At 65.9% G+C, this 14678-nt stretch carries 15 protein-coding genes; 4 read left to right on the top strand and 11 right to left on the bottom strand.

Annotated features, from left to right (window positions below):
* Positions 1-71: 71 nt before the first annotated feature.
* A complete protein-coding gene (locus EG885_RS07820; RefSeq protein WP_131573919.1) occupies positions 72-2123 on the bottom strand; it encodes a methylmalonyl-CoA mutase family protein in 2052 nt (683 codons plus the stop codon).
* 116 nt (positions 2124-2239) lie between these two features.
* Between EG885_RS07820 and ccrA the strand changes: the two genes are divergently transcribed.
* Positions 2240-3529 (top strand): crotonyl-CoA carboxylase/reductase, encoded by a 1290-nt coding sequence (gene ccrA / locus EG885_RS07815; RefSeq protein WP_131573918.1) that lies wholly within the window; start codon positions 2240-2242, stop codon positions 3527-3529.
* Between the two features lie 36 nt (positions 3530-3565).
* Here the strand turns inward: ccrA and EG885_RS07810 are convergent, their stop codons facing one another.
* Positions 3566-3772 (bottom strand): hypothetical protein, encoded by a 207-nt coding sequence (locus tag EG885_RS07810; protein WP_131573917.1) that lies wholly within the window; start codon positions 3770-3772, stop codon positions 3566-3568.
* Positions 3773-3921: 149 nt separating this feature from the next.
* Positions 3922-4128 (bottom strand): hypothetical protein, encoded by a 207-nt coding sequence (locus EG885_RS07805; RefSeq protein WP_131573916.1) that lies wholly within the window; start codon positions 4126-4128, stop codon positions 3922-3924.
* Positions 4129-4226: 98 nt separating this feature from the next.
* Between EG885_RS07805 and EG885_RS07800 the strand changes: the two genes are divergently transcribed.
* Positions 4227-5759 (top strand): ATP-dependent DNA helicase, encoded by a 1533-nt coding sequence (locus tag EG885_RS07800; protein ID WP_131573915.1) that lies wholly within the window; start codon positions 4227-4229, stop codon positions 5757-5759.
* A gap of 86 nt (positions 5760-5845) precedes the next feature.
* On the opposite strand, the gene EG885_RS07795 is transcribed toward EG885_RS07800, so the two are convergent.
* Together EG885_RS07795 and EG885_RS07790 are read right to left on the bottom strand one after the other, a co-directional pair.
* The gene (locus tag EG885_RS07795; RefSeq protein ID WP_131573914.1) at positions 5846-6631 is read right to left on the bottom strand and encodes an EcsC family protein; all 786 of its coding nucleotides are present in this window, start codon (positions 6629-6631) and stop codon (positions 5846-5848) included.
* The gene (locus tag EG885_RS07790; RefSeq protein WP_131573913.1) at positions 6591-7190 is read right to left on the bottom strand and encodes a GNAT family N-acetyltransferase; all 600 of its coding nucleotides are present in this window, start codon (positions 7188-7190) and stop codon (positions 6591-6593) included. Before EG885_RS07790 ends, EG885_RS07795 begins: the two co-directional genes overlap by 41 nt.
* Positions 7191-7304: 114 nt before the next feature.
* Between EG885_RS07790 and EG885_RS07785 the strand changes: the two genes are divergently transcribed.
* Positions 7305-7907: a flavin reductase family protein gene (locus EG885_RS07785; RefSeq protein WP_131573912.1), complete on the top strand. Its 603-nt coding sequence runs from the start codon at positions 7305-7307 to the stop codon at positions 7905-7907.
* A complete protein-coding gene (locus tag EG885_RS07780; RefSeq protein ID WP_131573911.1) occupies positions 7904-8437 on the top strand; it encodes an adenine phosphoribosyltransferase in 534 nt (177 codons plus the stop codon). Before EG885_RS07785 ends, EG885_RS07780 begins: the two co-directional genes overlap by 4 nt.
* Here the strand turns inward: EG885_RS07780 and EG885_RS07775 are convergent.
* From EG885_RS07775 to EG885_RS07750, 6 genes are all read right to left on the bottom strand, one after another.
* Entirely contained in the window at positions 8434-9831 is a 1398-nt protein-coding gene (locus EG885_RS07775; protein WP_131573910.1) for an FAD-binding oxidoreductase, read from the bottom strand. The two genes, EG885_RS07780 and EG885_RS07775, sit on opposite strands and share 4 nt — an antisense overlap.
* Positions 9831-10412 (bottom strand): GNAT family N-acetyltransferase, encoded by a 582-nt coding sequence (locus EG885_RS07770; RefSeq protein WP_131573953.1) that lies wholly within the window; start codon positions 10410-10412, stop codon positions 9831-9833. Before EG885_RS07770 ends, EG885_RS07775 begins: the two co-directional genes overlap by 1 nt.
* Positions 10412-11686 carry a M16 family metallopeptidase gene (locus tag EG885_RS07765; protein ID WP_278248466.1) on the bottom strand — a complete coding sequence of 425 codons (1275 nt, stop codon included), beginning with the start codon at positions 11684-11686 and terminating at the stop codon, positions 10412-10414. The genes EG885_RS07770 and EG885_RS07765 overlap by 1 nt, the downstream gene beginning before the upstream one ends.
* Positions 11683-13059 carry a threonine synthase gene (thrC, locus tag EG885_RS07760; protein ID WP_131573909.1) on the bottom strand — a complete coding sequence of 459 codons (1377 nt, stop codon included), beginning with the start codon at positions 13057-13059 and terminating at the stop codon, positions 11683-11685. The genes EG885_RS07765 and thrC overlap by 4 nt, the downstream gene beginning before the upstream one ends.
* Positions 13060-13069: 10 nt before the next feature.
* Positions 13070-13741 carry an SURF1 family protein gene (locus tag EG885_RS07755; protein ID WP_131573908.1) on the bottom strand — a complete coding sequence of 224 codons (672 nt, stop codon included), beginning with the start codon at positions 13739-13741 and terminating at the stop codon, positions 13070-13072.
* A gap of 81 nt (positions 13742-13822) precedes the next feature.
* Positions 13823-14650: a cytochrome c oxidase subunit 3 gene (locus tag EG885_RS07750; RefSeq protein ID WP_131573907.1), complete on the bottom strand. Its 828-nt coding sequence runs from the start codon at positions 14648-14650 to the stop codon at positions 13823-13825.
* Positions 14651-14678: the final 28 nt, after the last annotated feature.

The raw sequence follows: 14678 nt of genomic DNA, 5'->3' as shown, positions 1-14678 counted from the left end.
AACGGCATGCGCGCAGCCGGGTTCATTCGGCAAGCCCCGAGCTGCGAAATAAAGCGGCCATCCGCCGGTGATCAGGCGGCCTCTGCCCCCGGTTCGACCAAAGCGACGATATCCATCATGATCGTGTTCAGCTGAAAGTCCTTGGGCGTATAGACCCGCGCAACGCCAAGGGCCTGCAGCCGCAGGGCATCGTCATCGGGAATGATGCCGCCGACGACGACCGGAACATGGGCCAGACCCGCCGCCGCCATGCGCGCCATCAGATCCTCGATCAGCGGCATGTGGCTGCCCGACAGGATCGACAGACCGACGACATGGGCATCCTCGGCCTGCGCGCGGGCGACGATATCCTCGGGCGTCAGGCGGATGCCCTCATAGGTGATGTCCATGCCGCAATCGCGGGCGCGCACCGCGATCTGTTCGGCGCCGTTGGAATGGCCGTCCAGACCGGGCTTGCCAACCAGAAACTTCAGCCGCCGCCCCAATCGCGCGCTGACGGCATCGACCGCCTCGCGGATCGGCTCCAGCCCCTCGGTCCGGTTGGACGGGCTGGCCGACACGCCCGTGGGGCCGCGATATTCGCCATGCACGGCCCGCATGACCCCCGCCCATTCGCCGGTCGTCACCCCGGCCCGCGCCGCCACGATCGAGGGCGGCATGATATTATCGCCGTTTTCAGCAGCACGGCGCAGTGCGGCAAGGGCGTCGCGGGCGCCCGCCTCGTCGCGGGCTTGCCGCCACGCGGACAGCCGCCCGATCTGATCGGCCTCGACCGCCGGATCGACGGTCATGATCCCGCCATCGCCCGCCGTCAGGGGCGAGGGTTCGCCCTGCTGCCAGCGGTTCACGCCCACGACGATCGTCTCGTTCCGCTCGATCCGGCCAAGGCGCGTGGCATTCGATTCGACCAGCCGGGCCTTCATGTGATCGATGGCCGCGATCGCGCCGCCCATCTGATCCAGCAGCGCCAGTTCGTCCCGGGCGCCCTGCTTCAGATCCTCGACCTTTGCCGCGATGACCGGGTTGCCGTCGAACAGATCGCCATATTCCAAAAGGTCCGTCTCATAGGCCAGGATCTGCTGCATCCGCAGCGACCATTGCTGATCCCAGGGGCGCGGCAGGCCCAAAGCCTCGTTCCAGGCAGGCAGCTGCACGGCGCGGGCGCGAGCGTTTTTCGACAGCGTCACCGCCAGCATTTCCAGCAGGATGCGATAGACGTTATTCTCGGGCTGCTGTTCGGTCAGGCCAAGGCTGTTGACCTGCACGCCATAGCGGAAGCGGCGATATTTCTCATCCTCAATGCCATAGCGGTCGCGGGTGATCTCGTCCCACAGCTCGGTAAAGGCGCGCATCTTGCACAGCTCGGTCACAAAGCGGATGCCGGCATTGACAAAAAAGCTGATCCGCCCGACCATTTCCGGAAAGCTGTCGGGCGGCACCTTGCCCCGCAGATCGTCCAGCACGGCCACGGCGGTGGCCAGAGCATAGGCCAGTTCCTGTTCCGGCGTCGCCCCCGCCTCTTGCAGGTGATAGCTGCAGACGTTCATCGGGTTCCAGCGCGGCAGATGCTGGCGGGTATAGGCCGCGATATCGGTGATCATCGCAAGGCTGGGCTTGGGCGGGCAGATATAGGTGCCGCGCGACAGGTATTCCTTGATCAGATCGTTCTGCACGGTGCCCTGCAAGCGGCTGACATCGGCGCCCTGTTCCTCGGCCACGGCGATATACAGCGACAACAGCCAGGGCGCCGTCGCGTTGATCGTCATCGAGGTGTTCATCTGTTCCAGCGGGATCTGGTCGAACAGCGCCCGCATGTCGCCCAGATGGCAGATGGGCACACCAACCTTGCCGACCTCGCCCCGGGCCAGGATGTGATCGCTGTCATAGCCGGTCTGGGTGGGCAGATCGAAGGCCACCGACAGGCCCGTCTGCCCCCGCGACAGGTTGGTGCGATAGAGGGCGTTCGATTTCGTCGCCGTGGAATGGCCCGCATAGGTGCGGAACAGCCAGGGTTTGTCCTTTTCGGCCATCGGAAGCCCTCGCAAGAATATGTCTGTTTGGAATTGGATACAGACACAAAGCTGCGCCGTCAATTCGCCGCAGTGCGGCAGGACAGGAGCCATGGCGACATTTTATTGCGCCTATAAGCATCCTGGAATTGCAATCTTGCGCAAACTGTCGTAGCACAGGGCAAATCGACGCGGTGATTCTGCGCTGCGGCACCAGACAGGAGATGCAGATGGCTCTTGATGCCCCGACCCCGATCGCCCCCTACGAGGCGCCCGTGAAAGACCTTTATGCCATTGGCGAGATGCCGCCCCTTGGCCATGTGCCCGCCCAGATGCATGCCTGGGCGATCCGGCGCGAGCGTCATGGCGAACCCGACAGCGCCATGCAGCTTGAGGTGGTCGAGACCCCATCCATCGACAGCAACGAAGTGCTGGTTCTGGTGATGGCGGCGGGGGTCAATTACAACGGCATCTGGGCCGGTCTCGGCCAGCCGATCAGCCCCTTTGACGGGCATGGGGCGCCCTATCACATCGCCGGATCGGACGCTTCGGGGATCGTTTGGGCGGTGGGCGACAAGGTCAAGCGCTGGAAGGTCGGCGACGAGGTCGTGATCCATTGCAATCAGGACGATGGCGATGACGAACATTGCAATGGCGGCGATCCGATGTTCTCGCCCACGCAGCGGATCTGGGGCTACGAGACGCCCGATGGCAGCTTTGCCCAGTTCACCCGCGTGCAGGCGCAGCAGCTGATGACCCGCCCGCGCCATCTGACATGGGAGGAATCGGCCTGCTATACCCTGACGTTGGCCACCGCCTATCGCATGCTGTTCGGCCATGAACCGCACGAGCTGAAGCCCGGCATGAACGTGCTGGTCTGGGGCGCATCAGGCGGGTTGGGCTCCTATGCGATCCAGCTGATCAACGCGGCGGGCGGCAATGCCATCGGCGTCATCAGCGAAGAGGACAAGCGCGATTTCGTCATGGGGCTGGGCGCGAAAGGCGTCATCAACCGCAAAGAGTTCCGCTGCTGGGGCCAGTTGCCCACGGTGAACACCCCCGAATACAAGGAATGGTTCAACGAGGCGCGCAAGTTCGGCAAGGCGATCTGGGACATCTCGGGCAAGGGGAACAATGTCGATATTGTCTTTGAACATCCCGGCGAGGCGACGTTCCCGGTGTCCACGCTGGTCTGCAAAAAGGGCGGCATGATCGTCATCTGCGCGGGCACGACCGGGTTCAACTGCACCTTTGACGTGCGCTATCTTTGGATGCACCAGAAACGCGTGCAGGGATCGCATTTCGCGCATCTGAAACAGGCCAGCGCCGCCAATCAGCTGATGCTGGAACGGCGTCTGGACCCCTGCATGTCCGAGGTCTTCCCTTGGGCCGACATTCCGGCGGCGCATATGAAGATGTTTCGAAACCAGCACAAGCCGGGCAATATGGCAGTTCTGGTCCAGTCCCCGGTCGCGGGCCTGCGCACCTTCAACGACGCGCTGGAAGCCGGGCGCCGCTAAGGCGCTTTGCCCCCCCTGCCCCGGCGGGTGGCCTTGTCAGGCCGCACGCTCGGGCTGGCCTGCGGCCTTGCAGCGCCAGCTGGCGATGCGTTCCTGGGGATGGGTCTCGACCCATTTGGCAAGCTGGGTCTGGGCGCCCATCATGCAGCCCATCAGGCCGATATCCTGGGTAAACAGCATGCTGCGGTCGCGGCAGCTGGCGGGTTCGCTGGACAGGCAGACGACGAAAAGCAATTCGATCATGGGCACCACCATCGGTTTGCCCTCCCCGATCGTCAGGGTCTCACAGGATCGGGCCGTGGCCAAACCGTCCCGATCGGCGGCGACGGGGGTGGGGGCGCTTGCCCAAAGCCTCGGCAGTTCATGGCCCGGTTGCAAACCGGCGCGGCAGATCAGGCCTCGCGGTCGTTTTCCCCGGCATAGCGGCATTTCCATTCGCGCACCTGTTCGGCCGGGTGAGTCGCCATCCATTTCGCCAGTTCGGACTGGCTTTGCAGCATGCAGGTGAACAAGCCGTTCTGTTCCTCGAACAGCAGGCTGTGATCGCTGCAGCGGGCGGGCTCGGCCAGCAGGCAGGTGACGAAGAACAGTTCGATCATCGGATCTCTCCTCTCCGGCGATATCGCAGCCACGCGCGGGGCAGTCGAAAAGTTGCAGGGCGCTTTGCCTTTCGGTCAGGGCAGGCTAAGGATCCGGCATGAACAGCCCCGCCCCCGCCCCGACCCTTTCGCCCGATCAGGCCGATGCCTGGGACGCGCTTGCCCAGACCTTCGCCGCCGCCGGCATCGATATCATCGCAGAAGAGCTGCATCCCCCGCAATCGGGCAAAGGTCGGGTCATGGCCGTGATCGGCAAGGCCGGGTCCGGCAAGACCCTGATGCTGTCGCAGATCACCAAGGCCCTGCTGCAGACCGGGGTCGAGCTGATCAGCCCCGATTACGAGGGCCGCCGCCGCAAGGACCGGCGCAGCGTGGCGATTCTGGCGCCGACCAACAAGGCGGCCTTCGTGCTGCGCATGCGGGGCGTGCCGGCGACGACGATCCACCGGATCTTGTACACGCCCGTCTATGACCCGGAATATGAGAAGATCGCCGAATGGCTGACCGGCGTGGGGGAACGGCCGGTGATCGACGCCCTGCCCGACACGGCGCTGGACAAGGCCAAGGCGTTTTACGACATCCATACCTCGATCCCCGGCGCGCTGGCCACGGCGGGCTTGCGCGGGTCCGATTTCATCAAGGGCTGGAAACGGCGCGAAGAGGGTCTGGATGTCGGGCTGGTCGACGAGGCCTCGATGCTGGACGAGAAGCAGTTCGAGGATCTGCGCGAGATCTTTCCGGTGCTGGTGCTGTTCGGCGACCCCGCGCAGCTGGCCCCGGTGGGACAATCGGGCGAGATGGTCTTTGACACGCTGGCGCCGACCGAGCGGCTGATGCTGAGCCGCATCCACCGGCAGGCCGATGACAGCCCGATTCTGGATCTGGCCCATGCGCTGGCCGACGAGCGGTTGGGCTTTGACGAATTCGAACGCATGGTCCGCGACGCGGCCCGCCGGGATGACCGCGTGGTCTGGGCCGAGCGGGTCGAAAGCGACCTGATGGCGCGCAGCCCGGTTCTGGTCTGGCGCAATGCGACGCGGATCCGGCTGATCCATGCCTTTCGCAGCGCCTTCGGCGCGCCGGGCGATGCGCTGCTGCCCGGCGAGCCCTTGGTCTGCGACGGGCTGGAGCTGCCGGTCAAGCATCGCAAGAAGCGCATCGATCTGGAGGCGCGCGGCCTGATCAAGGGCGCGCAGGTCGTCTATCTGGGACCGGGCCGCAAGCCGGGCTTTTCGCGCCTGCATGTGATCGGTGCCGAAGACCCGCGCCTGTCCGCGGCCAGCATCGTCAAGATCGAGATGCCCGATGCGGACGAGCCGTTCATCCCCTTTGCCGCCCGCATGGGCGCGGCCTTTCTGCATGGCGCGGCCGTCACCATCCACAAGGCGCAGGGCAGCCAATGGCCCGAGGTGCAGGTCTTTGGCCCCGATATCAGTGCCGCCGCATGGTCGAACCGGTCCGAGGCCGGGGTGCCCCTGTGGAAGCGGCTGACCTATGTCGCCATCACCCGCGCTCAGGAACGGCTGTATTGGGTGACCAAGGCCCGGCTGGCCCGGCCGGCAGGGCCGTTGACGACCGACGATCTGATCGCGCCAGTGGCGCCGCTGGCGCTGGATATCGAGGAGGCGTGAGTCTGGCCACAAGCCGGGGGCTGTCTGCCCCCGGACCCCCGAGGATATTTTCGCCAAGATGAGAAGGCGAGGCGGGGTCGGCGCGTCTAGGGTCGGCGGGGCGGCGTCTGGCGATCGATCGACAGGCGCAGCGCCTCGGTCAGGGCCTCTTGCGGCAGGCCGGTTTCATGGGACAGACGCATGATGCCGAAATGGACCCTGGCCAGTTCCTGATAGTAACGCGCGAACGTGTAATTGATCGAGGCGCCGACCACCGCACCGAAGACCGGGGCGGCCTGCGCGGCCATCTTTTGACCGAGCGAGACGGACAGACGCGGCGCGACCTTGCTGACCAGACCCTGAACCGTCTGGCCGGTGACCGACAGCCGCGCGGCCAGAAGGCCCAGATCGGTATTGTCATCGTCGGACATCGGACCGGCGGCGGCGAAGATGCGCAGGCATTCCATCCTGACCTCGTCGCTGTCGGGATCCAGCCCGTGTTCGGCGGCGATATCCAGCATCGCGCGCAACAGAAGCGTGACGGTGAAGGGCAGTTCGACCAGCGCGCCCGCAAAGCCGCCAATGCCGCCCGCCGCCCCGCTGACCGTCGAGGCGAGGCGGTTGAACAGATCGCCCCGGTCCCGAACCACCTTGCGCGACCGGCTGGCTGCCCCGAAGGCGCGGGTCAGGGCCGCCCGGGTCACGGTATCCATCCGCGCCCGGACGAAATTCGGCAGCCGTTCGATCAGCCCCTCGGCGCTGTTACCGATGCGCGTCATCAGCTGCATGGCGGTTCCGGACGCCTCGAGATGGCGCCGGGCGAGGCGGTCGATCTGCGCATGCAGCGCCGGGTCAGTGATCGGCGGCAGAACCAGATGTCGGGGTTGGGTCATGGGCGGGCTTTCTCGGATGGGCGACCTGAACGCAGGCCGTGCTGTCCGGTGCAGGCTGGACGTCGGGCGATGGCCCCGGTTCACGCTGCACGGGGCCCGACAGGTCAACCCAGGCACCGGGGCGAAGTTCCAGCCCCAACACGCGATCGGGATTGGTCGGCGGCGGCATCTGCACATGATCCAGCCGCTGAAAGCCAAAGCGCGAATAATAGGGCGCATCGCCGACCAGCAGCACCCGGGCAAAGCCCATCGTCCGTGCCCGGGTCAGGCTGTCGCGCATCACCAGACCGCCCAACCCCTCGCCCTGCGCGGTGGGATGGACGGCGACGGGGCCCAGCAGCAGAACACGACGCCCGGCCACCCGCGCAGGCCAATAGCGGATCGCCGCCATCAGCGTGCCCGAGGGATCGCGCAGCACAAGACACAGATCGGCAACCCGCGCCACGCCCTCACGCAGGCGATAGGATGACAGGGCCGTGCGCCCGGGCGCAAAGCACAGATCGTAAAGCGCCTCGACCTCGGGCGTGTCGGCGGGGGTCTCGGGGCAGATCTCGTACATCGCGCCTCCTGGGGTGTCGGCGGCCACTTAGCACGGGTTTGCGACAGGCGGAACATTGCGTCGCGCGAAAAGCGGTGGCAGGTTGGCGCCGCAACCCCAAGGAGGCCGCGCCCCATGTTCTATCGCCCCGAAGCCGGACACGGCCTGCCGCACAATCCCTTCAATGCCATCGTCGCGCCGCGCCCGATCGGCTGGATCTCGACCCGCGGGTCGCAGGGGGACAATCTGGCGCCCTATTCCTTCTTCAACGCGGTCGCCTATGTGCCGCCGCAGGTGATGTTCGCCTCGACCGGGGCCAAGGGCGACCGGCACGGGACGAAGGACAGCGTCGCCCAGATCACCGAAACGGGGGTGTTCTGCGTCAACATCGCCACCGGCGATCTGCGCGATGCGGTCAATGCGACCTCGGCCCCGCTGCCTGCGGGGGCCAGCGAATTCGGGGCGGCGGGGATCGAGGCCGCCGCCTGCACCACCATCGATTGTCCGCGCGTGGCCCATGCCGCCGCCGCGCTGGAATGCCGGATGACGCAGATCGTGCCTTTGGCGGGCGAGGCGAATTTCGCCGTCTTTGGCGTGGTCACGGGCATCCATATGCGCGACGATTGCGTGGTGGAGGGCCGCTTTGATCCGCGCGCGGCGGGCGGCTGGATCGCCCGTTTGGGATACAAGGATTACGCCGCCGTCACCGAGCTGTTCGAGATGGACCGCCCCGCATGAACCGCAGCGTCAAGGATTACGTCCGCTCGATCCATGATTTCCCGCATGAGGGGATCATTTTTCGTGACGTGACGACGCTGTTTGCCGATGCGCGCGGCTTCCGGATGGCGGTCGATCAGATCCTGCATGCCTATGCCGGGATGCGCATCGACAAGGTCGTCGGGCTGGAGGCGCGCGGGTTCATCCTGGGCGGTGCGGTGGCGCATCAGCTGTCCACCGGCTTCGTGCCGATCCGCAAAAAGGGCAAACTGCCCGGCACCGTCATCAGCGAGGCCTATACGCTGGAATATGGCGAGGCGATCATGGAGATCCATGACGATGCCCTGCGTCCGGGTGAAAAGGTGCTGATCGTGGACGATCTGCTGGCCACGGGCGGCACGGCGGCGGCCTCGATCAAGCTGTGTCGCAGGCTGGGGGCCGAGGTGCTGGGCTGTGCCTTTGTCATCGATCTGCCCGATCTGGGCGGGCGCGCGGTGCTGGAGGGCATGGGCATGCCCGTCCATGCGCTCTGTGCCTTCGAGGGCGATTAGGCCAGGACGGCGCCGGGATTCATGATGCCAAGGGGGTCCAGCGCCCCCTTGATGGCCCGCATCGCCGCCAGCCGCACCGGATCGGCCCATCGGGCCAGATCGGCGGCCTTCAGACGTCCCACCCCATGTTCGGCGGAAAACGATCCGCCCTGCGCCACGACCATCTCGTGGATGCGGCGCGACAGATCGCGGCGGATGTCGACGTAATCGTCCCGCGTCCGGCCCGGCGCCGGGAACAGATTGTAATGCAGATTGCCGTCGCCCAGATGGCCAAAGCAGTTCACGCGCATATCGCCGAAACCCGCCAGCATCGCGCCCGCATCGTCGATGAACCCGGCCACCCGCGACAAGGGCAGGCTGATGTCATGGCTGGCAATCGCGCCGACATGGCGGTTGGCCAGCGGGATATGTTCGCGCAAGGCCCACAGGCCGGCGGCCTGCTGGCCCGATTGGGCGATTACCCCGTCATGGACCAGCCCGGCCTCGGACCCGGCGATGAACAACCCCTCCAATGCGGCATCGGCAGGCAGGCCTGCGGGCAGGCCGACCTCGATCAGCACCAGCCAGTCGGGGCGGTCGGCAAAGGGCTGGCGCATGTCGGGAAAGGCGGCGTCCAGAAAATGCAGGCTCTGCCCCGAGATCAGTTCGAAGGCGGTCACGCCCCCGGCCATGCGCGCCTGCGCCAGAGACAGCAGGCTCAGGGCGGCTTTGGGGCTGTCCACGACCAGCATGGCGACGCCGGTTTCCGCAGGCACCGGCGCCAACACCAGCGAGGCGGCAGTGATGATGCCCAATGTCCCCTCGGCCCCGATCAGAAGGTCGCGCAGATCGTAACCGGTATTGTCCTTGCGCAGGCGTTTCAGGTCGCGCATCACCTCGCCCGAAGGCAGCACGGCCTCGATCCCCAGACACAGGGCGCGGGCATTGCCGTATCGCAGCACGTTGACGCCGCCCGCATTGGTCGACAACACACCGCCGATCTGCGCGGTCCCCTGCGAGGCCAGCGACAGCGGGAACTGGCGACCGACATCCGCCGCCGCCTGCCGCGCCGCCTGCAGGGTCACGCCCGCGTCGGCGATCATCACGCCCTCGTCGGGAAACAGATCGCGGATGGCGGTCAGGCGTTCAAGCGACAGGACCAGCGGCGCGGGGCCGTCGGGCATGACCTGACCGCCGACCAGCCCGGTGCCGCCCCCACGCGGGACCACGGCCACGCGGGCCGCTGCACAGGCGCGGATGATGGCGGCGCATTCATAGGTGTCGCGGGGGGCGGCAACCAGACCGGCCTGCCCCTGCCAGCGGCCCCTTGGTTCCTCGGTATAGGCGGGGCCGGGATCGCGCAGCACGCCCGCAGGCAAAAGCGCGGCCAGCGCGCGGTCGGCGGGGCTCAGCATCAGCGCACCTCGGTCTTGCCGCGCCGGTCATGGCGAAGGTTGGCGTAAAGGACGTGGTTGCGCCAGCGCCCGCCGATCTGCAGATAGCTTTGCGCCACGCCCTCGTATTTGAAGCCCGATTTTTCCAGCACCCCGCGCGAGGCGGCGTTTTCAGGCAGGCAGGCGGCCTCGATCCGGCTGATGTCCAGCGTGGTGAAGGCGTGATGAACCAGACAGCCGATCGCCTCGGCCATATAGCCGTGGCGCGCATGGGCCTGCCCGATCCAATAGCCGATTGTGCCCGACTGCGCCGGTCCGCGGCGGATATTGTCCAGCGTGATCGCCCCCAGCAGCGCCCCGTCGCGGCGCAGGATGAACAGCGGAAAGGCGGTGCCCGTCTTGCTGGACCGCGACGCCCAATAGACCCGGCTGGTGAAACTTTTGCGCGACAAATGGTCGGGCGACCAGACGGGTTCCCACGGGGTCAGAAAGGCGCGGCTGTCATCGCGCAGCGCCGTCCAAGCGTGGTAATCGGTATGCTGGGGCAGGCGCAACACGATCCGTTCGGCATCCAGCCGGAAGGGACGGCGCCGCCCCAGAATCACGCGGCCAGTCTTTCGACCAAAGTTTCCAGCGAGGGCGCACTGTCCACCGGACCGTAAAGCGCCAGCGCCGGTCGCGCGGTGGCCAGCAGATGTTCGGCATGGGCGCGCACATCGGCGGCGGTGACGGCGGCGATGCGTTCGGCCACCTCGGCGGGGTCGGGCACCCTGCCCCAGATCGCCAGAGAGCGGGCCATGCGTTCGGCCTGACCCGAGGGGCTTTCCAGCCCCATCAGCAGGCCCGCGCGCAGCTGCGCCTTGGCGCGGGCGATCTCGGCCTCGGACATGTCTTGGGTGGAGCGCTTGATCTCGTCGATGGTCAGGGTGGCCAGATCGGCCAGATCCTCGGCCCCGGTGCCGGCATAGATGGTCAGCATGCCGGTATCGTCATGAAAGCCCGATTGCGCAAAGATCGTATAGCACAGCCCCCGTTCCTCGCGGATCTTCTGGAACAGACGCGACGACATGCCCCCGCCCAGAGCCGAGGAAAAGATCTGCGCCGCATAGAAATCGGGTGCCAGATAGCCCGGCCCCTCCAGCGCCAGGGCGAAATGGGCCTGTTCCAGCGGCTTGACGGTGCGGGTTTCCAGACCCTGCCAGCGGGCGCTTTCGCGCGGTGCCTGCGTGATCGGGCGCATATGGCCCAGCACCTTTTCGGCCAGCCGGACGATGCGGTCGTGATCGACGGCACCGGCGGCAGCGACGACCATCTGGCCGGGGCCGTAATTCTCGGCCACAAAGCCCGACAGATCGGTGCGGCCAAAGGCGCTGATGCGCTCTGCCGGGCCAAGGATCGTGCGGCCCATCGGCTGGTCGGGATAGGCGGCCTCTTGCAGCCAGTCAAAGATGATGTCGTCGGGCGTGTCCATCGACTGCCCGATTTCCTGCAGGATCACGCCGCGTTCGACCTCGATCTCGCGCGCGTCAAAGACCGGGTTCAGGACGATATCGCTGATCACGTCAAAGGCCAGATCGACGTCGTCTTCCAGCACGCGGACGTAATAGGCCGTCGAATCGCGCGAGGTATAGGCGTTGATATAGCCGCCCACATCCTCGATCGCCTCGGCGATCTGCAGGGCGCTGCGGGTCGCGGTGCCCTTGAAGGCCATATGTTCCAGAAAATGCGCGATGCCGTTCTGATCGGCGCGTTCGTTGCGGCCACCGGCATTCACCCAGATGCCAAGCGCCGCCGAATGCAGCCCCGGCATCTGGCGGGTCACGATGCGCAGCCCGTTGGGCAGCGTGGTCAGGCGGGGTGTGGGATCTGTGGTCACTGCGTTCTCCGGTCGAGGATCAGCGACTTAAGCGCCTCGGCGTCGTTTTCAAGGCGGGTCATGCGTTCCGGCAGATCGAACAGATCGGCCATATGCGGTGGCAAGGCGGGACGCAGCCCGATGGCGCGTTCGACGGCATCGGGGAATTTGGCCGGATGGGCGGTGGCCAGCGTGACCATCGGCACCCCCGGTTCCAGATGCCGCTGCGCCACGGCCACGCCGACAGCGGAATGCGGGCACAGGATCTCGCCGGTAAAGGCGCGGGCGGTCCGGATCGTCTCCAGCGTCTCTTGCTCGCTGACGCGACCCGAGGCGAATTCGGCGCGCAGGGCTTGCAGCGCACCCTGGCTGATCGCAAAGCCGCCGGTCTTCAGCTCGTCCATCAACTGGCGGATGGCACCGGCATCGCCATCATAGGCCAGATACAGCGCACGTTCAAAGTTCGAGCTGACCTGAATGTCCATCGACGGGCTGATCGAGGGCTCGACCTCTCCGGTGCGGTATTCGCCCATGCTCAGGGCGCGGTGCAGGATGTCGTTCTGGTTCGTGGCGACGATCAGGCGGCGGATCGGCAGGCCCATGCGCCGCGCGATCGATCCTGCAAAGATGTCCCCGAAATTGCCGGTCGGCACGCAGAAATCCGTCGGACGCATCCCAAGCGAGGCGGTTGCGGTAAAGTAATAGACGATCTGCGCCACCACCCGCGCCCAGTTGATGCTGTTGACACCCGCCAGACCGACCGTGTCGCGAAAGGCATGGTCGTTGAACAGATCCTTGAGCCGTGCCTGACAATCGTCGAAATGCCCGGTCACGGCCAGCGCATGGACATTGGCGGCGGGCGGCGTGGTCATCTGACGACGCTGCACCTCGCTGACGCGACCATGCGGATACATGATGAAGACATCGACATTGTCGATACCCCGGAACGCCTCGATCGCCGCCGATCCGGTATCGCCCGAGGTGGCGCCGACGATGGTCACGCGTTGCCCCGACCGCGTCAGCGCGATCTGGAACAGCTGCGCGATCAGCTGCATCGCGAAATCCTTGAAGGCCAGCGTGGGGCCGTGGAACAGCTCCAGCAGGTGGTGGCCGGGGGCCAGCTGGACCAGCGGCGCGCGGGCGTCATGGGCGATGCGCTCATAGGCCCGATCGATGGCACCGCGCAGCTCGGCATCGGTGAAACTGTCGCCGGTGAAGGGGCGGATGACGCGGAACGCGACCTCTTCATAAGACAGGCCGTCAAGCTGGTCCAAACCGTCGAACGCCGGAATCGTTTCGGGCAGATACAGCCCGCCGTCACGCGCCAGCCCCGACAGCATGGCCTGTTCGAAGTTCAAAACCGGGGCCTGACCCCGCGTCGAGACGTAACGCATCGGAATTCCTTCAGTAGCTGCGCTGCCTGATACGCCAGATCAGCGCCAGTGTCATCACCGCCCATGTGGCCGCGATCAGGAACCATTGAACCGCATAGGACAGATGGTTGTTGGGAATGCCCGCGATCGCGACCGGGATCGGCTCGGCCCCTTGCGCATCGCCTGTGACGAAGCTCGCCACGACCAGCACCGGCAGGGTATCCAGCGCCAGCGCCATCGCATCGACATCGCGCGCGAACCAGATGTTTTCGTCCAGATTGGGCGCAGGGGTCGAGGAACTGGCGTCCTGAGGCCAGTGCAGATTGCCGGTCACCTGCAGGCGCACCGGGGGCCGGTCCAGACGCCGCGCCTCTTGCGGCACGAAGCCGCGATCCAAAAGGATCGCCCGCCCGTCATCGGTGATGAACCGCGACACGATCTGATAGCCCGCCCCCTGTTCGCGGGTATGGGACAGCACGTCGATCTCGGCTCCCGTCGTGGTGCCGGTGACGGTGACGGGCAGGTATTTCATCGACGGGTCGATCTCAGCGGGCAGGGGCACCGGATCGGCCTGAATGCCGGCGGTGATCTGGTCCAGCTGCGCCTCTTTCCAGTCGCGGCGGTCCAGCTGCCACAGGCCCAGATAAATCAGGACGGCACAGCCGGCGATGCCGAGGATCAGGGGAAACAGATAGCGGCGCATGGACGGGCTCCGGGGTGGTCTGGTGCAACGAAAAACGCGCGGAGGAGATCCCCCGCGCGCCCCGATCAGCGAGTGGAGCGGTCAGCTGCCCCAGACATAGATGACGGCGAACAGCACCAGCCAGATCACATCGACAAAGTGCCAGTACCAGGCGGCGGCCTCGAACCCCAGATGCTGATCCTTGGTCATCTGACCCTTTTGGAACCGCAGCAGGCAGACGGCCAGAAAGATCGTGCCGATGATGACATGCAGGCCGTGGAACCCCGTCGCGATATAGAAGGCTGCGGCATAGGCCGTGTCGGCCAGACCAAAGGCGGCGTGGCTGTATTCATAGGCCTGCAGACCGGTGAAGACCAGACCAAGGGCCACGGCGATGGCCAGACCGTTGATCGTGGTCTTGCGGTCGCCCTCATGCGCCCAGGCATGGTGCGCCCAGGTGACGGCGACGCCCGACAGCAGCAAGATCAGCGTGTTGATGAAGGGCAGATGCCAGGGGTCGAAGGTCTCGATCCCCTCGGGCGGCCAGACGCCGTCGGTGATCGGGCTGTTCTCGCTCATCGGATACATGGCGTGCTTGATGAAGTTCCAGAACAGCGACACGAACAGCATCGCTTCGGACATCACGAACAGGATGAAACCGTATTGCAGGCCAAGGCGCACCACCGGGGTGTGATCGCCCGATTCCGCCTCGCGCACCATGTCTGCCCACCAGGCGAACGAGACATAGCAGGTCGCGATCAGGCCGATCGCGAACATCCACGGCCCGGTGATCGGGGCAGTCATCACGGTGACCTCTCCGGTCATCCATGCGACGGCGCCGAACAGCATGACGAAGACCGACACGGCGGCAAGGAACGGCCAGACCGAGGCCGGAAGGATATGATAGTCGTGGTTCTTTGCATGCGCCATGGCGGATCCCCGTCGGCTCCCTCGGTTT

Origin of the sequence: Paracoccus nototheniae (genome assembly GCF_004335005.1) — a bacterium.
In the GTDB taxonomy this organism is placed as follows: Bacteria; Pseudomonadota; Alphaproteobacteria; order Rhodobacterales; family Rhodobacteraceae; genus Paracoccus; species Paracoccus nototheniae.
Note: the sequence above shows the minus strand (reverse complement) of the source record. Positions and strands in the feature narration are given on the sequence as shown.

Coding starts and splice junctions, on each gene's coding strand:
- EG885_RS07820 (WP_131573919.1), bottom strand. CDS start 2,123: ATGGCTCCTGTCCTGCCGCACTGCGGCGAATTGACGGCGCAGCTTTGT.
- ccrA (WP_131573918.1), top strand. CDS start 2,240: ATGGCTCTTGATGCCCCGACCCCGATCGCCCCCTACGAGGCGCCCGTG.
- EG885_RS07810 (WP_131573917.1), bottom strand. CDS start 3,772: ATGATCGAATTGCTTTTCGTCGTCTGCCTGTCCAGCGAACCCGCCAGC.
- EG885_RS07805 (WP_131573916.1), bottom strand. CDS start 4,128: ATGATCGAACTGTTCTTCGTCACCTGCCTGCTGGCCGAGCCCGCCCGC.
- EG885_RS07800 (WP_131573915.1), top strand. CDS start 4,227: ATGAACAGCCCCGCCCCCGCCCCGACCCTTTCGCCCGATCAGGCCGAT.
- EG885_RS07795 (WP_131573914.1), bottom strand. CDS start 6,631: ATGACCCAACCCCGACATCTGGTTCTGCCGCCGATCACTGACCCGGCG.
- EG885_RS07790 (WP_131573913.1), bottom strand. CDS start 7,190: ATGTACGAGATCTGCCCCGAGACCCCCGCCGACACGCCCGAGGTCGAG.
- EG885_RS07785 (WP_131573912.1), top strand. CDS start 7,305: ATGTTCTATCGCCCCGAAGCCGGACACGGCCTGCCGCACAATCCCTTC.
- EG885_RS07780 (WP_131573911.1), top strand. CDS start 7,904: ATGAACCGCAGCGTCAAGGATTACGTCCGCTCGATCCATGATTTCCCG.
- EG885_RS07775 (WP_131573910.1), bottom strand. CDS start 9,831: ATGCTGAGCCCCGCCGACCGCGCGCTGGCCGCGCTTTTGCCTGCGGGC.
- thrC (WP_131573909.1), bottom strand. CDS start 13,059: ATGCGTTACGTCTCGACGCGGGGTCAGGCCCCGGTTTTGAACTTCGAA.
- EG885_RS07755 (WP_131573908.1), bottom strand. CDS start 13,741: ATGCGCCGCTATCTGTTTCCCCTGATCCTCGGCATCGCCGGCTGTGCC.
- EG885_RS07750 (WP_131573907.1), bottom strand. CDS start 14,650: ATGGCGCATGCAAAGAACCACGACTATCATATCCTTCCGGCCTCGGTC.